The organism is Streptomyces sp. NPDC029526 (genome assembly GCF_040637405.1).
In the GTDB taxonomy this organism is placed as follows: Bacteria; Actinomycetota; Actinomycetes; order Streptomycetales; family Streptomycetaceae; genus Streptomyces.
Window position 1 is genome coordinate 197,166 of the sequence record NZ_JBEZWE010000002.1, and the last position, 18,679, is coordinate 215,844.

Genomic DNA, 18,679 nt, shown 5'->3' on the forward strand with positions numbered 1-18,679 from the left:
GTGGCTCGGGCCCGCGCGGGTGGAGTGTCAGACGGGTGTCACGGCCGGGTGTCAGGGGCGCGTGACGGCGCGTCTGCCTAGGGGTTTGACTGTCAGGCGGCCGTGACGGTGTCAGGTGTCAGGCGGCGGTCATGGCGGGGACGATGCGCCACCGGCCGGTGGTGTTCGTCGCCTGCAACCGGCCGTCCACGGCGGCTTCCTTAAGGCGGGCGGACACCCACGGGCGGGACAGGTTGTGCCGGTCGCACCAGTCGGTGAAGTCCTTCGGGCCCACGATCATCTGCCCGTTCTCCTCGAACTCGGCCAGGGCCGCGGCGAACAGCTCTCGCGCCTCTTCCGGGGAGGGCTTGCGGCCGGTCTCCTGCCCGAAGATCGGGGCGTCGTCGCCGTCCTCGGCCCCGGGCAGGTCCGCCTCGGGGTCGATGCCGGCGTCTTCGGGGTCGATGAGCAGTCCGCTGTGGTTCATGTCGTCGTCCTCCTCGGGGACGGCCCGCAGGGCGGCCGGCTGTGCGCCGTCGGGGGTGCGGCCGGTGTAGGCGGTGCCGGCGACGCCCACGGCCGCGCCGGCGGTGACCGGGTCGGCGGTGGCGCCGTTGCGCTGGACCCAGGTGGCCAGCAGCTCCATGACCGGGACGGCCCGGTGGGTGAAGCGGCGGGTGCGGCCCGGGGAGGGGTAGCGGTCCTCAGGGATGCCCGGTGAGACGACGTAGCAGTATCCGGGCCGGCGGTTGCCCCACGCTCCGGGGTGGGCGCCCGCGGCCAGCACCTCGTCCGGCAGGCAGAACCCCTCATCCCGCGGGTCACAGCCCAGCGCGACCACCGACGGCAGCGACGCGCGGGTGGAGGTGGACATCTGGTCGTACGACGGCCGTTGCAGGGACACGATCAGCGAGATCCCCGCGGACCGGGCCTCCTGCGCGATGCCGGTGAACGCGTCATCCCCCAGCGCCCGCAGCGTGTTCGCGGCCTCCTCGAACCAGGTGACCAGGAACGGCATCCCTGGGCAGTTGCACACCCGGCCGTCGGCCCGGCAGGAGTGCTCCGGGTCGTTCTGCGACTGCGCGGCGGCGGGCACCCACTGTCGGTAGCCGTGCGCACCCAACCAGCGCGTACGCGCCGGGATGGCCTCTTGGACGGCGGCCACCATGACTTCCGTGTCCGTGCCGCCCTCGGCGGCCCAGTCCAGGCCCGGCCGCAGGGGCGCGAAATCCTGGAACGCCTTGGGGTCGGAGAACCAGACGACCACGTCCCGCCGGGACAGCACCTCAGTCAGCAGGTTCAGGGCGGTGTCGCCCTTGCCGGATCCGGTGCCGCCGGCGACGAGGACGTGGGTGGAGTTGCGGCCCGCGTCCGGGTCGCCGGGCAGCCACAGGACCAGCGGGGCGCCGTCGTCGTAGCGGCCGATGACCAGCGGTTCCGCGATCGACCCGCCCAGGTTGGAGGGGCCTTCCCACTCGACGGTTTCGGCGAGCATGTCTTCCGGGACGATGACCAGGTCCCCGCGCCGGTTCGAGTCCGGGTCGGGGGTGTAGCGCACGGCGGAGGTCGGCAGGTCCAGGGCGGAGGCGAGGTTGCCGAGTGCCTTGGCCATGTCGTCGTTGGTCTGCTCGCCCGGGGCGAGGGCGACCGGGGCGGTGACCCGGTTCGGTTCCACCTTCGCCGCCCCGATCTGCGCCCGGGCCAGCCCGACCTTCTCCAGCAGGCCCTTGTCCCCGCTTTCGCCGGTCGTGTCGGTGCGGCGCATGACCATCCGCACGTTCCACGACAGTGCCACGGCCGGGCCGCCCATCAGGTACAGGTCATCGACCGGGCCGGCGGTGGGGCCGGCCAGGCACGCGGCAGTGACCCACGCGGAGCCGGCGGCCACGGTGATGGCCGAGTGCAGGCGGCGCTGGGAGCTGGTGGCCTTGCCCGCCCACCACGTGACACCGGTCAGCGCGACGGAGGCGAGGGTGAGGCCGACGCCGGCCGCGGAACTGTCGGACCACCGCCAGTTCCCCAGCGCACCGGCCAGGCCGACGCCGCCGACGGCGAGCCACGGCGGAAGGTGCGGCTTGGCCCGGTTCAGCAGGTAGCCACGGACGGAACCGCCCGTGCCACCGTTCATGTCGTCGGGGACGGCGAGCGGGTACGCCCGGCCACCCTGGTCGGTCCACTTGCGTGCCATGGTCGTACCCCCTTCTACTGCTGAGCCCAGTTCATGACCGGCTGCTGCGGCTTACGGGCACGGTGGCGCACCCGGTTAATCTCCTCCTCGTACTCCTGCTGGAATACCGCGTAGCAGGCGGCGGCGTTCTTCGCCGCGTCCCGCAGGGCGTCAGCGGAGCGCTGCATCTTGCGGGCCACCTTCGCCGCCCGCACCCGCGACCCGAACGCCCGCCCGTCCGGGTCCGGCACCGCGGCCAGTACGCCCTTGAGGATTTCGGCGCCCATCGCCACCTCGATCGAGAGAGTGACGGCGGCGGCCCGCAGAGTGTTGCAGTAGTTCCTCACCTGCGCCGGCGAGGTGAACTCCGGGGCCGGAAGCAGGGACTCGGCGGGCGAGCGGCCACCGCCGCCGCGGGCGGCGCCGTTCTTGTTGTTGTTCACGGTGACGTTGACCGGGGGGACGAACGAGCCGCCCAGGGCGCCGACGAAACCGCCCGCGGCGGCGCCGGCGTTGGCGAACTTGTGGCCCTTGCCGTTGTCGGCACCCGTGGTGCCGTTACGCGTCGTGGTTGCCATTGCGGGTCTCCTCGCAGGTCAGTGGGTGCGGCGGACGATGAGCCATGCGGACTGAGCGGCGATCAGGGTGAGCAGCCACCACAGCTCCAGCGCCCCGGCTAGCGGCCCGAACCCCGCGGCGACGGCGAGCCAGGCGAACGCGGACGAGGTAAGCGCGGCCAGGCCAATACGCCAGATGAGGACGGAGCCGGTGGCGGGGCGGCGGCGCTGCATGACCAGCAGCCACACCAGCGGGCCCGCGGCGGTCGGGGCGAGCAGCAGGCCGGACCACCACGCGATGACGTGCAGCAGGCCGGCCACCAGCAGGGCCAGCACGGCGAGAGCGGTCGGGGCGAGGGCGCGGCGCGAGCGCCACAGCCAGCCCCCGACCACGGCCAGCGCCTCACGGGTCAGGGACGGGCGTTCGGGCACGACCACGACGAACGGGTCGGCGCCGCGCCGGCCACGCTGGCGGGGGATACGGACGGTGTGCACCGAGGCGGCCGTCTTCACGCCGCGGGCACGGGTACGACTGGACACAGCAGACTCCAGGGAAGTCGATGGGAGGTTCAGGCGGCGCGCTGTTCGTCGTCGGGGAAGGCGCAGGTCACGCACATGCCGAGAGAGGGCGGGACGACGTATCCGGCATCCCGCCGGCAGGCGGGGCAGATACGGCGGGCGGCGTTGGCCTTGGCCAACGCCGCCCACTTCGCCGGCGTCATCGGACGCACCGGCTTGGCCTGCTCGATCGAGTAGAGGTAAGCGACCAACGGGCCGCGGCGACGCCGCGGACGCTCGACCTGCGCGGCCACGTCCTGACCGCCGGGCCGCAGCCCGCGGGCCCGCAGTTGGCGGCGGGTGGCCAGGCCATCAGGGGCCAGGCGCCACCGGTAGACCGGGACACTGGCCATCACTGGCTCGCGATGGCCAGCTCAGCACCACGCGCGCTCGGCTCGCGGTGCTCGGCGTAGCGGGCGGAGACCCACCCCACCGACCAGCCGCACAGCTCAGCGGCCGACCGCACCGACATGTCCGAGGCGAACGCGGCGGCCACGATCCGGCGCGCCTCATCCTCCGGAAGCTTGCCGACGGCGGGCCCGCGGTTCAGCAGCGCGGCGCGTTCACGGGCCGCACGCTCCTCGCGCTCACGGCGTTCACGCTCCGCCTGCTCGGCACGCTCGCGCCGCTCGGTCTCGGCCCGCTCCCGGGCCTGCCGTTCACGCCGCAACCGCTCCTGTTCACGTTGTTCACGCTCGCGTTCACGGCGTTCACGCTCGGCCCGCTCGGCAGCCTCCGCTCGCTCCCGCGCGGCCCGCTCCTCACGGGCCGCGCGCTCTTCCCGCTCGGCCTGCTCACGGGCAAGCGCGGCTTCGTGCTCACGCTGTTCACGGGCGAGCATGGCGGCGTGCTCGCGCTCCTCCCGGGCCTCGGCACGGGCCCGTTCGGCACGCTCGCGGGCCGCCTGTTCCTGTCGCTCCCGCTCGGCGCGCTCCTGCTTTTCCTGCGCCGCTACGGCGGCGGCGATGGCGCGCCGGTAGGCGAGGCTGGTCTCTGCGGTGACGATGAGCAGCAGCGGCGCGACCGAGTGGACGGCCACACCGACCAGGTCTTTCTTCAGTGCGGAGTCGGCGGTGTTGAGGGCGAGCGTCATCAGCCCGGTCATCCACCGCAGCACCATGGGCCATCGGCCGCCGTGCCCCCCGAGACGGGCCAGCACGTCATCCAGCTTCACCACGATCACGACGGCGGCGTCCACCACCAGGGGCAGGATCGGCGCCGTCCAGTCCCACGCCTCCGCCGTGTGCGCCGCCATGAGCGGCGTCACGGTCAGGATGGAATAGAGCATCGCCCCGCACACGATCAGCCACGTGCCGCCCGACAGAGCGCGCTCCGCTGAACGCGTCTGAACACTGTTCACGCCGCACCCCCCAGCGCCCTCGGAGCGGGCGGGTGGGCGCGGTGGAACCCGTTGGAGCCGGGGTCGTAGACGAACGCCTCGCAGCGCCACGTGAACGCGGCGGCCGGGCGTTCATCGCACGGCGTCCACACGTGATCCGCCGGCAGACCGTGCGTGGCGGTGTCGGCGTGCGCGTCGTCGCGGGAGGCGTAGACGGCGTGCGGCTCACCGTGGTGCATGAGCACCGTCAACGTGTCGCCCGCCACCGGCCCACGCTGAAGCTCCTCACGCAGCCGGCGAATCTCGATGACCTTCAGCAGCAGCTCCTGCTGCGCCTCGGACAGTTCCTCGATGGCGCGAGCGAACATCGCCCGCACCTCATCCGTGACCGCCTCCGCCCGCTCCGCGCGGTCCGTGACGGCGAACAGCTCCCGCACATGCCGGCCGAACGCCTCGTTCGCGGCCACGCTGGTCTGCCGGGCCTGCTCGGTCGCGGTGCGGGCGTCGTCCTCCAGCCGGGCGAGGCGGGCCCGGGTGACGATGCGGATCACGCGGCACCCCCGGGCAGGCTCGCGCCGGCCGGGCGGTTCGCCAGCTCCCGGCAGGCGGCCAGCACCCGGTTCCGGGCCCGGCGGATACGCCGGTTGTCCATCTCGTTCGGGACGTGGTCTAGAGCGATGATCTGCGCGTCGACCAGGTCGACACCCGCGAGGATCAGCGGGAGCTCCCGCTCGATCGCGTCCAGCTCCGCATCCGTCGGCTCCATGAAGTCGGCGAACGCGGTAACAGCGTCCTGAACAGTAACGATGTGGTTCATGGGTCGTGGTTCCTTCCAGAGAGGAACGGCCCGAACAGCGGCCCCGGGTCTAGCCACCCGGGGCCGCGCGCCGTTGAAGTCGGTAGATCCGGCTCCCCTCAACGCTGCACGTACAAGACGTGCAGCGGAGGCAACCGGCCCGCAGCAGACGAGCTGCGGAGAGGTCGAACGCGGCGTTGCCGCGCGGTCCGTCTTTTCGACTCGGGGAGACGGGGCCCACCTATGCAGTTGTCAAAGAGCCGGCGCTTCCTTCGAGCCCGTTTCACGGAGCCCTCCAGGCGTTCGTCTCGCGCATCGCGAATCCAGGACCAGCCCGTAATCTGGTGCGCACCAGTAGACTGCATCTGGTGCGCACCAGTGTCAAGGTGGTTCGCTGTTTCGGGTGATGACCACCCCGTCGCGGCGCATCTCCAGAAGACCTCTTGCGGCAGGGTCTGCGGTAGCCAACAGGGCTTAACATCCGGCCTGTTAAGGGCTTTTGACCTGCGGAGACGTGCGCCATGCTGGCAAGGTGCGAGCGGAACCAACGTCGGGAGGTCGCCCGTGAGTACGGGACTTCGCAACGCGCGGACGGCGCGCGGATGGTCGCAGGAGCGACTGATTCGCGAGATCGAGCAGTACGCCCGACGGAACCTCACGGACGTTGCGTCGACCGCGAGTCTGCGGGTGTATGTCTCCGAGTGGGAGAACGGCAAGCGCACCATTTCAGACCGGTACGCACGCGTCCTGCGGCAGCTCCTCGGCGTCACGGACGGGGAACTGCGGGACGCCGACCCGGTACCGGCGGCACCAAACGCGGACGGCTACGACGACCTGCTGAGCCGAATCGACTCGGCGAGCAGTGTCGGTGAGTCCATGGTGAGAGCGTTCAATGATCAGACCGAGCTACTGCGCACCATGGATCGCCAGAGGGGCGCCGCGGCCCTGGTCGACCAGATGACCGGCCATCTCTCCGCCCTCGAAGACGCACTCAACTTTGCGGTATTGCCCAGCGCGCGCCGGCCCGTGGCGCTCGCGCTCGCCGGTGCGTCGACTCTCGCAGCGTGGCAAGCGATCGACTCGGGAGCGGTTGAGCGAGCATGGCGGCACTACGAACTTGCCAAGCGGGCGGCCCGCGACGCTGAAGAACCGATGTACCTGGCTCACGCCATGGGCGAGCAGGCGTACGTGCTCTGCGAGGCGGGGCGGTCGGCGCTCGCCGTCGATCTGGTGCGCGACGCACAGCGCACTGCCGGTTCCTCCGGTTCCGCTCGGCTGCGGGCGTGGCTGTACGCCGCGGAAGCCGAGCTGTGCGCGCATGCCGAGATGCCCGACGACAGTCGGCGTGCGCTGGAAGCAGCCATGGCCGTCATTCCGCCGGGCCCCGAGGACCGGGACCCGGACATGTTGAGCATCTTCCTTAACGGCGCCCATCTCGCCCGGTGGCAAGGCAACGTGCTCGCTCTCCTCGGGGAGGAGTCGGCAGTCACCAGCCTTTACGGTGCGCTTGAGGTCATGGACCCGACGTTCGTGCGCGCCCGGGCTGGCCTTCATGCCGACCTGGCGCAAGCCCATCTCACGCGAGCTGAGTACGACGACGCTGGCACGCACCTGCGGCAGGCTCGCTTGTTGGCGGGCCGCACCGGCTCGGTCCGGCAGCGTCGTCGCGTCGACCTGCTCAGTGCGCGGTTGTGAGTCCCTGAGTGCGCCGTGCGGCGAGGATGTGGAGCAGGGCAACGAGGGTGCCAGAGCCCAGCAGCTCACCACGGGCCATGAGCCCGGGAATGTCCGCCAGCGGTACCCACTCGATATGCCCGGCCTCTTCCAGGTCGGTCGGCTCCCCGACCTTCTCAGCGCCGTGTCCCACGAAGATTTCGTGCGGAGAGTCGACCATGCCGACCATGGGTTGATAGCTCACGACGTGCTCCAGCGACTTGGGCCGCCACCCCGTCTCTTCGACGGTCTCCCGCAGCGCCGTGTCCGCAGGATCCTCCCCCTCGTCCACGATGCCGCCGGGGAGCTCCCAGCCGAATTGCTTCGGCACGAAGCGGTAGCGCCACATCATCAAAACGCGGTCCTGATCGTCAACGACGGCGGTAATCGCAACGTGGTGAAGCCTCACGACGTGATGCTCGAACCGCTTCACCCCCGGCGGCTCCACGTCCCAGAGCTGGAGTCTCACCCACCGGTTGTCGTACACGTCGCGCTCGCCGTGGATGCGCCAGGGTTCCAGCCCTTCCGGACGCTGAACACTCACCGCGCCCGGCACCCGGTACGAACTCCGTCCCCGAACCTCCAACAGCCCCTCGGAGACGAGACGGGCGAGCACCTGCCGTAGAGCCGTCCGGCCGATGCCGAGTTCTTCCACGAGTGTGCGTTCTGAGGGGAGCTTGTCGCCGACCGCGTACTCGCCTGCCGCGAGTCGCGCGCGAAGCGTCTCGTAGACCTTGCTCGTCTTCGGTCCCATCCGCGGAGCACTCTCCGTTCTGACGTGGTGCGTACCAGCGTAGCGGGAGAGGGCATGTCTGGGGGGAACCGGAGGCGTTGCCCTCTGAGCTCCGACCCATAATGCATGTCACCTGCTTAACTGGACGTCTTCTTGCGATATGTGCTGTGTGACTCACCGGGGAGGGGACGGCTGGTGACCTACGACAGTCGATACTTGGAAGAGGCGTTTCGACGCGTTCCCGAAATTGGAGAAGGTAGACGCTGGTACGACGCGCCTTATAAGTGTATTTCTTGGCTCCTGAGGTCGCGCATGCGTCGGATTCTTACGAGAAGGATTCGAGGCTGGTTGGTATACGGCCTAAACCTGCTCCATCCGTACAATGAGCGAGATCGTTACCGTGTCTGGAGCCGCGAGGATCCGCTGCATAATGTGGCCGTCCCTCCGGGTGAACGGGTGCAGGTGCCGGGAATCTGGGTGGTGGATCTTTTCCCGCCGAGTGAGCTGAATGCACTGAAGCGTGCACTGGCGCGTAAGTCATGGGACTCCGGGCGGATGCACTCTCTCGGTGAGGGAAACAGGGCGTCTCTGGAGCGGTCGCGCAGTGGTAGGGGGGCGACCTGGTGGAGAGTCGGAAAGGTTGTGAGTGCTACAGGTTGGATTGAGCCTGATGCCATCCGTGGAAACCTGAATGCGATCTTCTCATCAATCGAGCTTACTGCCAGTCAAGTAGGTGATGGCTTGACAGCAGTCGCCGCATTTTTCCGGCTCTCAGAAGAGGGGATGGGGTTGCTCGATAAAGAATGGAAGAAGCCGAGAGATCCGTCCATCGTTTGGCGTAGGGGGAGGCCCATCGTTCAGGATAGACAGTGGACTACTTTCCGAGTTGTGCAGCGCACTCGTCGTCACCTACATGCAGAGGCTCGAAAGTGGATGACGTCAAATTTTCCCGGTTCCTTCGCGCGACGAGGTGTGCCTCAGTCGCTGGTTGATCTGCTCATTTTCGAAGGGCACGATCCCGCGCAAGGTTCTGAAATACCGCGAGAAATGGCTACAGCGCTTCGGGCCCTGGGAGTGTCTGAACATCACTACCTTCGCACGTCTCCTAATCTCCCTGGCCTGGTACTTGAGCCGGTCAGGGAACGTGCATCTACAGAGCTTGATGAGCACGTGTGGGGCCTATGCGGGAATCTGAGTACGGTTATTTCTGCGCTATCACATCTGGATGCATATGGTGGCCAGAATGTGACCGCGATAGCTAGTAGGTGTAATACGGAGGTGCGTGAAGCGCTCTGCTTCCTGTCGCTCTCCGACTACCTTGATGTTATGCAAGTCGACTACTCGAAGCTGCGTGACGAAGCGCGTACGCAGCATGGAAAATTCAGTGCCAGACGGCTAAGGAGAATGCGTGATTCATTCTTGGCGCTCAGCATGGATCTGAGCAGTGCAGTGCGAGACCTCCCGCAATTTCATGATAGCCATGTCAGCTCTGGCAGCGTTCCTGTTTTCACGATGGAAGATGCGCCTTGGCTGGCTAGTCGGTTGGCGCCTGCCGGTCAAGGTTTCCCCTCGGTCAACTTCACGCAGATGTTGGCGGACCAGCAGAAGGAACAGGTGGCAGAACTGGCAACTGAGGACAAGGATTACCGAGAAATCCTCACCGCGGTAGCGTCGCTTGGTGCATCGATCGATACATTCAAGATAGGGCGGATTGCGCTGTGGGTGTCGCTCGTTTCTTTGGTTGTCGCCTTGGTTGCTCTACTCTTGGCGGAAGTGAAGAGCGGCACGGTATTGAGTTACCTACTTGAATGGTTTTTGGGCTGGCTGTAGCGAACATCTGCGGGTGAGGCTGTGAAGGCTTCACTCAGCACGTTGGCAAGCACGCGGGCCTCTAGATGGCCCGTCATGGGGAGTCTGTGGGGCATCGGCGACTGCTTCGTGCGTCTACGCACTTCAGCAAAGGTTCGGTCCGCAGACTGTAAATGGGCCGGCCAGAATCCAGATCAGGCCGGCCCAACAGCAACGTCAGGAGCTAGCCCTGATGTGCTGGAGTAGGACCTCAGCAGCAGCTTCCCAGGCGGGCCGGCCCGATCCGACCTTCCCTGACTCAGGGTCGACGAGGGTGCCCGCGAAGGGAGTGTCCTCTGCGGTTAGAAGTTCCCCAGGCTTTGGCGTACCTGGACGGGTGTACTTCACACCGGAGAGGCGTGCCATGGCGTCCTTGACCGGGATCTTGTGCTCCGTAGACGCCATGTATACGGCGTAGGCGATCGAGTAGAGCACTCCGGAGCTGGCGAGGTACGTCTTCTCCCGCATATCTGCTGCAGTCCGATTGCCGGAGAGGACCTGCGCGATGTCCGGCCAAGTTGCGAAACCTGACCAGAGATCCGTCAGCTTCTGCCGGGCCTCGTCGGCGTATGCCTCCACGTACTCGTTCACAGCCTTGTCCCAGGTCTTGGTCGCCCGCTGTGAGACGCCGATCAGTGCCGTACCACTGAGGTAGCGGATCGTCTTGAACGAGAAGAGCTTGGCACTGAGCTTCCCGGGGGAGTCCTTGAAGAACTCGACGCGGTCGGCCTCCTTGCCGAAGATTCTGAGTTCGGGCCACTGCACCAGTTGGATCATGAGCCGGTTGATCGGTTGCCGACGGTCCATGCTGAGGCCGATGCTGGCGGACGGCGGCTTGGCGTTGCGCTGCAGGTCGGTGAAGTCTTGCGCGCGATGAAGCGGATTGTCGTCGATGACAACAACCAAGGGCTGCCCAGAGCTGCGAAGCCGCTTCATGACGGGGTCGTCGTCCTCGCTGTGGGCTTGGATGACATCGGAGTACGCGCCGATGCGATGCTGACCGTCACCGACATCGAACTGCGCGCCGTAGTTGAGGTAGAGAGTGCCAGGCATGACTGCGCGCTCCTCTTTGCCCGGCTCCGGCTCGAACCGGGCTTCGGTCTTCTTTGCGTAGAGCACGACAGCGCCAAGTACGAACTGCTCCTCGCTTTCGAGGTACTCGGCGATGCCTTTCCTGTGAGCTTTGTCCTGCGGGCGGTTGCCGTGGGGCTGCGTTCCTACGGGGTTCCACGGATCCGGCTGGGCGACCGTCTTGACGAGAGCGACGGGGTCCATGGCTGTCGTGACCATGAGGCGGTTCCCCTGCCTGTACCCGATGCCGGGAAGCTGTAGCTCCATGCTGCCTCCTACGTCAGATTTTCCCTGAGCTACGTCAAACAGTACACCGGTTTTGCGCGTAGCGGCTTCCTACGTTAATGTCACTGCCCCAATGTGACGTAGGGGGCGCGTGTGGTCCTCGGGCGTCTTCCGCAATGACGCGCGCATGCGCGTCGGATCGAAGGCAGAGAGTTATGCCCACTGCTGGATGGGCCGCGGCGGCGGTGTTACTCCTTGGGGGGATCTTCCTCGTGACCGAGTACGTTCTCGATCGGATCCCGACCCTGGCGGACCGCGCTGTCGCTGCTGTACGTGCGCTGCGTCGACTTCGTGACGAGATCAACCGGGAGGGTCGCGAAGGCGCGGACTCCGAGCTCCACAGCCAGAAGGGTGAGAGGCCCTCCGTCGAGCCGTCGGATGGCGTCGGCGACGGGTAGAAAGGGCACACTGCTGCCGGGGAGATATCGGGGGAGGTCCGGTATGGGCCCGCAGTCCCCGACCACTACACCCCCATCACCTGCCGCAGCCTGGGGCATCTGTGGGGTCGCCCGGGTGGTGATCAGAGAAGACGCGGGTCATGGTTGATTGTCGCGCGGACTGTAAATCTGCCGGCTCAGCCTTCCCAGGTTCGAATCCTGGCGCCGCCACACGGGAAACGAAGGGCCCGTGACCTGCTGTCCAGCAGGTCACGGGCCCTTCGGCATGCCTGGAAGCGCAGTCCTCCCGCCCTGGCTGTGAGCCCCGTCACCCCAGCTTTACAGCGGCTGAAAACACACGGAAGATCATCTCCGCCGTCGGCACCGACCATGCCGACGGGAACGACCGATCGAACAATCGAAAACTGGGGGAAACGTTGCTTCGGGCAATGTCGTACCGGCGTCCGCTGGCCGGTATCGCGGCGATCACCGCCGCCGCTCTGGTGGGGACCATCGCTCCGGCCGTCGCTGCTGACGGGCCGTCGGCGAACTCCGTGGCCCAGGCCGCGGCTGTCGTGGAACGCGCCACGGGCGCGACCGACCTCGCTCCGTCCCGTGAACGGGCGGACGGTTCCGCCGAAGCCACCGTCGAGCGCGAGGCGGAGTCCGTCACCATCACCGCCCCGGCCACGGCCAACGGCCCCGTGGAGGTCGGCGGCACCGACGGTGACCGCCTCACCCTCCGCCTGGCCGGCGCCAAGGACGTGAACGGTGTCAAGGCGGGCAGCGGCACCGTCGTCTACCCGGGCGCCGCGCCCTCCGTGGACCTCGCCGTGCAGCCCACGGTGGAGGGATCCGTCCGGACGCTCGTCACCCTCAAGGACAGCGCCGCGCCCACCCGGCACCGGTTCGAACTGGACCTCCCGGACGGCGCCTCGCTGCGCCCGGACGACGACGGCGGCTTCGACATCGTCGAGCAGGGAGAGGACGGGGAGGAGACGGTCGCCGGCTCCGTCGCCGCCCCCTGGGCGAAGGACGCGCAGGGCCGTCCGGTGCCGACCCGCTACACGGCCGAGGGGCACACCCTCGTCCAGGACATCGACACGAACGAGAACACCGCGTTCCCGGTGGTCGCCGACCCGAAGGTCACCTTCGGCTGGGGCGTCTACATCAACATGTGGGGACACGAACTCGGCGCCGCCGCCCTCGCCGTGGGCTTCGGCGTGGAGGTCGGCCTGGCCTACATCTGCGGCAAGGCGAAGCTGATCCTCGGCACCGCCTGCGGTCTCGCGGTCGGCGGCAAGGTGCTCTTCCCGACGTGGGCCGAGGTGAAGAAGCTGAAGCCGAAGAAGTGCTACCAGAACAAGTTCGGTTCGAAGCGCAAGTGGAAGATCGTCAGCGACAAGAACTGCAAGTACTCGTGAGGAACAGCGCCGCGGCACTGACGGTCGCGGTGGTCAGTGTGGTCTGCGCGCTGGTGCTGCGGGCGCTGGAACTGCCGGTGTGGGCGACGTGCGCCCTGGTGGCGGTCCTCCTGACGGCCACGCTGGGCGGGGCGGCCGTCCTGCGCCGACGGGCCGGCCGGGGCTGGACCGAGCGAGATCCGAGGTCCTGACGTCCCGACGGCCGGTCCCGGGCGACGGCCGGTCCCGGGTACGGGTACGGGTACGGGCGCGGGCGCGGTGGGAAGCCGCCGTACGCACGCAAGCCAGGAGGAACCCCTCCGTTCCGCGTTTCCGCGGCGCGCAGGGGTTCCTCTCGCTCTGGGCCGGACCCGGCGCGGGCACACTGGCGGTATGTCGTCCCGTCGCAGAACGTGTCCCGAATGCCGTCGTGAGATCGCCGTCGTCGCCGGGCGGTACGCGCGTCACGATCCGCCCGGCGCACGGCAGAGCGGGGAGCTCACGTCGTGCCCGGGTTCACGGCGGCAGGCCCGCCCCGGAGCCGAGCAGCCGGGGCTGGACGGCTACGTCCTGCCGGAGTTCCCCGGTCAGATGCCGCTGTTCTGAGGGCGACCGGACCCTGCGGGCGCCCGGACTCGGAGGGCGCCCGGACGTTCGCGTCTGTCCGCCGTTGCGCCCCGGTCGCGGCTCAGTTGCCCGCCACCGACTTCACCGCCACCGAGACCGGGGCCTGCCCGCTGATCAGCTCCAGGGTCAGCCCGGCCGTCGCCGGGGTGTCCACCAGCTCGGCCAGGACGGCGGCCACGTCGTCGCGGGGGATGGGACCGCGGCCGGTGTGGGCCTCCAGGCGGACCAGGCCGGTCCCCGCGTCGTCGGTGAGCATGCCGGGCCGCAGGATGGTCCAGTCGAGGGCGTCCAGGCCGCGCACGTAGTCGTCCGCCTCGCCCTTGGCCCGCTGGTAGACGTCGAAGACCTCGTCGCCCGGGTGGGACGCGTCGGCGCCCATCGACGACACGACGACGAAGCGGCGCACGCCCGCGCGGACGGCCGCGTCGGCGAAGAGGATCGCCGCCGCCTTGTCCACCGTCTCCTTGCGCGCCGCCCCGCTGCCCGGACCCGCTCCGGCCGCGAACACCGCCGCGTCCGCTCCCTCCAGCGGCTCTGCGACCTCCTCCACGCTCGCCGACTCCAGGTCGAGGACGATCGGTTCGGCACCCAGCCGCCGCAGTTCGTCCGCCTGTTCGGGCTTGCGGATGATGCCCGCCGCCTCGTATCCGCGCGCCGCGAGCAGCCGCTCCAGCCGCAGCGCGATCTGACCATGACCACCAGCGATGACAATGCGCATGTCTTCGACCGTACGCCGGGCGGCCCTCGTTCGCCGCGCCACGCGCATGCGCCACTCCGGATTTCGGCATTCACCGCCGCGGGAACGTCGGTGTGGTCGGCCCGTGCCGGGGGCCGACCCGCTGCCGAACACCGCCGCGGTGTCAGGCAACTCCTCGACGGGGGGCGGCAGTCGAGGGCGCTGTACGCCCACCGCCGCTCACGGGGTCCCGCCGCGTCCCTGGCGCGGCAGGCCCAGCTCCGACGTCGTCGCCGAACCGCGGTACTCGCGCACGGCGCTGGTGCGGGCCACCACCCGGCCCCGGTGCACCACGACACGGCTGTACGCCAGGGACAGCGCGCCCGGCAGACTGTCCGCCCGCACCGCCAGCAACTCGGCCGGAAAACCCGCCTCCACACGCACCTCGGGCAGGCCCAGCGCGGCCCGCGACGATGCGCTCACCGCGGCATAGGCGTCGGCGGGGGGCAGGCCGTGCCCGGAGGCCAGCAGATACGCCGCCTCGAGCGGGTCGCCGCGGCCGACGGGGTTCGACACGTCCCGCAGGGCGCCGCTTCCCGCGGTGACCCGGACGCCGGCCGCGCGCAGCAGCCGCACCGGAGCAGTACCCCGGCGGTCCGCGGCACCGCAGCCGCCCTGGGGCAGGCACACCACCGTCACCCCGGCCGCCGCGAGCCGGTCCGCCGTGCGGGCGGCCTGGTCGGAGGCCAGCCGGGCGAGGCCGGCGCAGGGACCGAGGGTGACCCCGGGGCGCAGCCCGCCGACCATCGCCGCCAGGCGGGTGAGCCGGGCCGGCTCGGCGGCGTCGGTGTGCAGGTCGACCGGGCAGCCGTGCTCGGCCGCGACCTCCAGGACCGCCTCCACGTACCCCGTGGGGTCGGGGTCCAGGTCCGGACAGCCGCCCACCACGGCCGCGCCCATCTTCATCGCGTCCCGCAGGACCGCCCGTGCCTCCGCGCCGGCCACTCCGGTCAGCAGCCGTGGCATCGCCACCGTGGTCAGCTCCGTCAGCCCCCGCAGCGAACGCGCCGCCCGGAGCACCGCGGTCAGCGCGCCGAGACCGGCCACGTCACCCACCCGCACGTGGGCGCGCAGCGCCGTGGCCCCGTGTCCGAGCTGGAGCAGCGCCGCCTCGGTCGCCCGGCGCTGGACGGACTCGGGGTCGTAGGGCACCGGGCCGCCGATGTCGGCGGACAGCGCCGTCGCGGGGTGGGCGTGGGGCTCGGCCGGGGCGGGCAGGAGCAGGTGGCCCGTGAGGTCGACCCGGGCGCCGCCCGCGCGGGAGCCGTCCACGGCGAGGCTGCCGGGCGTGCCGACCGCCTCGATACGCCCGCCGCCCAGCCGCACGTCCACGCTCCGGCCGTCGATCAGCCGGGCGCCGCACAGCAGGAGCGGGGGCGGGGCGGCCGCGCCGGAGGACGAGGAGGAGAACGGCGGCTGCGGCTGGCTGTCGGGCATCGCACTCCAGGGGCTCGGGCTGCGCGCGAAGGACCCGCAGGACCGCGCAGTGACAAGATCACTCAGAGGCAAGATCACGCAGAGTGAGTAGAGCCTAGGGTGGCGATCCGTCCCTCGCCGGGAGGAGCGCAATAGTCGTACCGGCGTGGTGGTGTGCGGGCGGACAGTGCGCCCCGAACGGTGCGGGGGGAAGGCGGGTGACGCGGCGACCTGCCCGTGGCCGGCGGAGGGCACCCGGGGGAGGACGGGAGGACGGGAGGACGGGGAGGACGGGAGGACTCGAGGGGGAAGGGCGGACCCGAGGGAGAAGGGGGAGAGCAGCGGTTCCGAGCGGGCGGACAGATGCCTCCGAGGGAGGCGGACCGCCTGATCCTGGTGACGCGGCCCCTCGGATCCGAGTGGATCGGACCCTCGGATCTGATCCACTCGGACCCGCGGATCCGAGTGGATCAGACCCGCGAATCGGATTTGGGCGATCGGCCGCGGAGCGTGTAATGTCTTCCTCGCTCGCCCCAATAGCTCAGTCGGCAGAGCGTCTCCATGGTAAGGAGAAGGTCAACGGTTCGATTCCGTTTTGGGGCTCTGGTGTGTGAGGTTCCCGTCGCGAGGCGGGGTCCGACCGCATCTCAGCGGTGTAGCTCAGTCGGTAGAGCAAGCGGCTCATAATCGCTGTGTCACCGGTTCAAGTCCGGTCACCGCTACAGACAGTAGCCGATTGCGGGGTCGGTCCTTCGATCGGCTACTCTTTCTGCGTTAATTCAAGTCAATCCGTTCGTCAAGGAGCACTCACGTGGCTGCCACCGACGTCCGCCCGAAGATCACGCTGGCCTGCGTGGAGTGCAAGGAGCGGAACTACATCACCAAGAAGAACCGGCGTAACAACCCGGACCGTCTTGAGATGAAGAAGCACTGCCCGCGTTGCAATGCGCACACCGCGCACCGCGAGACGCGATAAATCAGGCTCGTACACGAGGCCGTCCCCGTACCACTGGGGGCGGCCTCGCGTCGTTTCCCACTGCCCGTCGACTTCTCCACTGCCCGTCGACGACGCTCGTCAACACCCGACACAGGAGGTGCCGCGCGCATGGCGTTGGACCAGTCCTTCGTGGGGCGGACGTATCCGCCCACCGAGCCCTACGAGGTGGGCCGGGAGAAGATCCGTGAGTTCGCCGAGGCGGTCGGGGACGACAACCCCGCCTACACGGACGTCGAGGCCGCCAAGGCGCTGGGGTACCCGGACGTGATCGCCCCGCCGACCTTCGTCTTCTCGATCACCTTCAAGGCCGCGGGGCAGGTCGTCGCCGACCCGCAGCTCGGCCTGGACTACAGCCGGGTGGTGCACGGCGACCAGAAGTTCGCCTACACCCGCCCGGTCAGGGCCGGTGACCGGCTCTCCGTCGTCTCCACCATCGAGGGCATCAAGTCGATGGCGGGCAACGACTTCCTGGACATCCGCGGAGATGTCTACGACGAGGCCGGTGAGCACGTCGTGACCGCCCGCACCAAGCTGGTGGCCCGCGCGGCCGAGGGGGCGTGACGAACACCATGACGGCGAAGATCGCCTATGCGGATGTCGAGGTCGGCACCGAGCTGCCCGCCCGCACGTTCCCTGTGAACCGCGCCACTCTCGTCCAGTACGCGGGTGCCTCCGGGGACTTCAACCCCATTCACTGGAACGAGAAGTTCGCCAAGGAGGTCGGTCTGCCCGACGTCATCGCGCACGGCATGTTCACGATGGCCGAGGCGGTGCGCGTGGTGACCGACTGGACCGGGGACCCCGGCGCGGTCGTCGAGTACGGCGTGCGGTTCACCAAGCCCGTCGTCGTCCCGAACGACGACCAGGGGGCCACCATCGAGGTGAGCGGCAAGGTGGGGGCCAAGCTGGACGACAACACGGTCCGCGTGGACCTCACGGTGACCAGTGCGGGGCAGAAGGTGCTCGGCATGTCCCGCGCGGTCGTGCGGCTCGCCTGAGGCGGTCGCGCGGCGCCCGATCGCGCGGTCGGATCGTGGTGCGGCTGCGGCTGCAGCCGCACCAGTCGCACTCGCATCAGTCGGGGCGGCGGGGCCGGCGGAATCGGTCGGGCCGGCCCGACCGGCGCCAGGGCGAGGCCGGACTGTGGGCCGACGGGCCGGGACGGACGGGCAAGGGGGCGTTCTCGACGAGAGCGCCCCTCTTGCGTCGTAGCGCAGCGCAGTCATCGGCAGATCGGGCAGATCGCGCGGGTCAGTCGAAACGCGCACCCCGTGCGGGCATGCAGGCAGGTCATGCACAGGTGACACAGGCAAACGTCACCCCGCCCGCCCCCCGCCCCTCGCCCCCGCGTTCAGTACGGGCATTCGTCACCGGCGCTTTCCTCTTGACATGGTTAGTGATTGAGCACTAACTTCATTGCATGGCCAGGATGAGTGCAGAGGAGCGGCGGCGGAGTGTCATCCGCGCGGCGACGGCCGAATTCGCACGTGGCGGGTATCACGGCACGTCGACGGAGGTCATCGCCCAGCGGGTCGGTGTCTCGCAGCCGTACCTCTTCCGGCTCTTCCCGAGCAAGAAGGCCATCTTCCTCGCGGCAGCCGAGTACTGCGTGGAAGGCACCATCCGCAGCTTCGAGGAGGCGGCCGAGGGTCTGACGGGCGAGGACGCACTGCGTGCCATGGCGCAGGCGTACAACAAGACGATCGCCGAACAGCCGGAACAACTGCAGATGCAGATGCAGATGTACCTCGCGGTGGCCGCCGCCGAGCGCGAGGGCGACCACGAGTTCGGCGCCCGGGTGAGGGACGGCTGGATGCGCCTGTGGGACACCGCCCACCTCGCTCTCGGGGCGGAGGTCCGTGAGACGACGACCTTCATGGCCTACGGCATGCTCATCAACTGCCTGGCGGCCATGGGGTTCCCGCCGGAGCACCGGGTCTGGGAAGGGCTTGCCCTGCCCGAACCGGAGCAGGCGGAGCGGGATCACCCGGAGCCCGCGCCGGAGGGGCCGCCGGCCTAGAGGGCCTGTTGCCCTGGGCGGACCCGTGGGCCGGGCGGACCGAACGCCCGCGCGTCA

20 protein-coding genes and 3 tRNA genes are annotated in these 18,679 nt (G+C 69.2%); 12 read left to right on the forward strand and 11 right to left on the reverse strand.

The window, feature by feature from the left end:
- Nucleotides 1-118: 118 nt before the first annotated feature.
- Genes traB through AB0F01_RS06470 form a run of 7 tightly spaced genes read right to left on the reverse strand, consistent with a single transcriptional unit; the run spans nucleotide 119 to nucleotide 5,417 of the window.
- A complete protein-coding gene (gene traB / locus AB0F01_RS06440) occupies nucleotides 119-2,167 on the reverse strand; it encodes a plasmid transfer protein TraB (RefSeq protein ID WP_053665116.1) in 2,049 nt (682 codons plus the stop codon).
- 14 nt (nucleotides 2,168-2,181) lie between these two features.
- Nucleotides 2,182-2,724 (reverse strand): plasmid transfer protein TraA, encoded by a 543-nt coding sequence (traA, locus tag AB0F01_RS06445; RefSeq protein ID WP_053665115.1) that lies wholly within the window; start codon nucleotides 2,722-2,724, stop codon nucleotides 2,182-2,184.
- A gap of 18 nt (nucleotides 2,725-2,742) precedes the next feature.
- A complete protein-coding gene (locus AB0F01_RS06450; RefSeq protein ID WP_362090538.1) occupies nucleotides 2,743-3,243 on the reverse strand; it encodes a hypothetical protein in 501 nt (166 codons plus the stop codon).
- A gap of 29 nt (nucleotides 3,244-3,272) precedes the next feature.
- A complete protein-coding gene (locus AB0F01_RS06455; protein WP_053665148.1) occupies nucleotides 3,273-3,614 on the reverse strand; it encodes an RRQRL motif-containing zinc-binding protein in 342 nt (113 codons plus the stop codon).
- Entirely contained in the window at nucleotides 3,614-4,621 is a 1,008-nt protein-coding gene (locus tag AB0F01_RS06460) for a DUF2637 domain-containing protein (protein WP_362090540.1), read from the reverse strand. Before AB0F01_RS06460 ends, AB0F01_RS06455 begins: the two co-directional genes overlap by 1 nt.
- Nucleotides 4,618-5,151 carry a hypothetical protein gene (locus tag AB0F01_RS06465; protein ID WP_053665109.1) on the reverse strand — a complete coding sequence of 178 codons (534 nt, stop codon included), beginning with the start codon at nucleotides 5,149-5,151 and terminating at the stop codon, nucleotides 4,618-4,620. The genes AB0F01_RS06460 and AB0F01_RS06465 overlap by 4 nt, the downstream gene beginning before the upstream one ends.
- Complete coding sequence (locus AB0F01_RS06470; protein WP_053665107.1) at nucleotides 5,148-5,417, reverse strand: DUF6284 family protein; 270 nt, start codon at nucleotides 5,415-5,417, stop codon at nucleotides 5,148-5,150. The genes AB0F01_RS06465 and AB0F01_RS06470 overlap by 4 nt, the downstream gene beginning before the upstream one ends.
- Before the next feature lie 666 nt (nucleotides 5,418-6,083).
- On the opposite strand from AB0F01_RS06470, the gene AB0F01_RS06475 reads away from it, so the two are divergent.
- Nucleotides 6,084-7,091, forward strand: coding sequence for a hypothetical protein (locus tag AB0F01_RS06475; protein ID WP_053665146.1), 1,008 nt, complete (start codon nucleotides 6,084-6,086; stop codon nucleotides 7,089-7,091).
- Here AB0F01_RS06475 and AB0F01_RS06480 read toward each other — a convergent pair.
- Nucleotides 7,075-7,863, reverse strand: coding sequence for an NUDIX domain-containing protein (locus AB0F01_RS06480; RefSeq protein ID WP_078936753.1), 789 nt, complete (start codon nucleotides 7,861-7,863; stop codon nucleotides 7,075-7,077). The two genes, AB0F01_RS06475 and AB0F01_RS06480, sit on opposite strands and share 17 nt — an antisense overlap.
- Before the next feature lie 1,257 nt (nucleotides 7,864-9,120).
- Between AB0F01_RS06480 and AB0F01_RS06485 the strand changes: the two genes are divergently transcribed.
- Complete coding sequence (locus tag AB0F01_RS06485; protein ID WP_362090543.1) at nucleotides 9,121-9,672, forward strand: hypothetical protein; 552 nt, start codon at nucleotides 9,121-9,123, stop codon at nucleotides 9,670-9,672.
- Nucleotides 9,673-9,867: 195 nt separating this feature from the next.
- Here AB0F01_RS06485 and AB0F01_RS06490 read toward each other — a convergent pair whose 3' ends face one another.
- Nucleotides 9,868-11,028, reverse strand: a complete 1,161-nt coding sequence (locus tag AB0F01_RS06490; RefSeq protein ID WP_053665103.1) for a DNA sulfur modification protein DndB — start codon at nucleotides 11,026-11,028, stop codon at nucleotides 9,868-9,870.
- A 530-nt stretch (nucleotides 11,029-11,558) separates the two neighbouring features.
- On the opposite strand from AB0F01_RS06490, the gene AB0F01_RS06495 reads away from it, so the two are divergent.
- The 4 genes from AB0F01_RS06495 to AB0F01_RS06510 all read left to right on the forward strand — a co-directional run bounded on the left by AB0F01_RS06495 (nucleotide 11,559) and on the right by AB0F01_RS06510 (nucleotide 13,432).
- A tRNA-Tyr gene (locus AB0F01_RS06495) sits at nucleotides 11,559-11,654 on the forward strand.
- A 218-nt stretch (nucleotides 11,655-11,872) separates the two neighbouring features.
- A complete protein-coding gene (locus tag AB0F01_RS06500; protein WP_362090545.1) occupies nucleotides 11,873-12,847 on the forward strand; it encodes a hypothetical protein in 975 nt (324 codons plus the stop codon).
- The gene (locus AB0F01_RS06505) at nucleotides 12,844-13,038 is read left to right on the forward strand and encodes a hypothetical protein (RefSeq protein ID WP_362090547.1); all 195 of its coding nucleotides are present in this window, start codon (nucleotides 12,844-12,846) and stop codon (nucleotides 13,036-13,038) included. Before AB0F01_RS06500 ends, AB0F01_RS06505 begins: the two co-directional genes overlap by 4 nt.
- Nucleotides 13,039-13,219: 181 nt before the next feature.
- Nucleotides 13,220-13,432 (forward strand): hypothetical protein, encoded by a 213-nt coding sequence (locus tag AB0F01_RS06510; protein ID WP_164333294.1) that lies wholly within the window; start codon nucleotides 13,220-13,222, stop codon nucleotides 13,430-13,432.
- 82 nt (nucleotides 13,433-13,514) lie between these two features.
- Here AB0F01_RS06510 and AB0F01_RS06515 read toward each other — a convergent pair whose 3' ends face one another.
- Nucleotides 13,515-14,171 (reverse strand): SDR family oxidoreductase, encoded by a 657-nt coding sequence (locus AB0F01_RS06515; protein ID WP_362090549.1) that lies wholly within the window; start codon nucleotides 14,169-14,171, stop codon nucleotides 13,515-13,517.
- Nucleotides 14,172-14,369: 198 nt separating this feature from the next.
- Nucleotides 14,370-15,626: an amidohydrolase family protein gene (locus tag AB0F01_RS06520; RefSeq protein ID WP_362090551.1), complete on the reverse strand. Its 1,257-nt coding sequence runs from the start codon at nucleotides 15,624-15,626 to the stop codon at nucleotides 14,370-14,372.
- Nucleotides 15,627-16,135: 509 nt separating this feature from the next.
- On the opposite strand from AB0F01_RS06520, the gene AB0F01_RS06525 reads away from it, so the two are divergent.
- The 6 genes from AB0F01_RS06525 to AB0F01_RS06550 all read left to right on the forward strand — a co-directional run bounded on the left by AB0F01_RS06525 (nucleotide 16,136) and on the right by AB0F01_RS06550 (nucleotide 18,622).
- Nucleotides 16,136-16,208, forward strand: a tRNA-Thr gene (locus AB0F01_RS06525).
- A 46-nt stretch (nucleotides 16,209-16,254) separates the two neighbouring features.
- Nucleotides 16,255-16,327: transfer RNA gene (locus AB0F01_RS06530), tRNA-Met, on the forward strand.
- Between the two features lie 89 nt (nucleotides 16,328-16,416).
- Nucleotides 16,417-16,581, forward strand: coding sequence for a 50S ribosomal protein L33 (rpmG, locus tag AB0F01_RS06535; RefSeq protein WP_003948671.1), 165 nt, complete (start codon nucleotides 16,417-16,419; stop codon nucleotides 16,579-16,581).
- Nucleotides 16,582-16,710: 129 nt separating this feature from the next.
- Nucleotides 16,711-17,163, forward strand: a complete 453-nt coding sequence (locus tag AB0F01_RS06540) for a MaoC family dehydratase N-terminal domain-containing protein (RefSeq protein ID WP_362090553.1) — start codon at nucleotides 16,711-16,713, stop codon at nucleotides 17,161-17,163.
- An 8-nt stretch (nucleotides 17,164-17,171) separates the two neighbouring features.
- On the forward strand, nucleotides 17,172-17,600 hold the full coding sequence (locus AB0F01_RS06545; protein ID WP_362092460.1) for a MaoC family dehydratase: 429 nt from the start codon (nucleotides 17,172-17,174) through the stop codon (nucleotides 17,598-17,600).
- A 422-nt stretch (nucleotides 17,601-18,022) separates the two neighbouring features.
- Entirely contained in the window at nucleotides 18,023-18,622 is a 600-nt protein-coding gene (locus AB0F01_RS06550; RefSeq protein WP_362090554.1) for a TetR/AcrR family transcriptional regulator, read from the forward strand.
- Nucleotides 18,623-18,679: the final 57 nt, after the last annotated feature.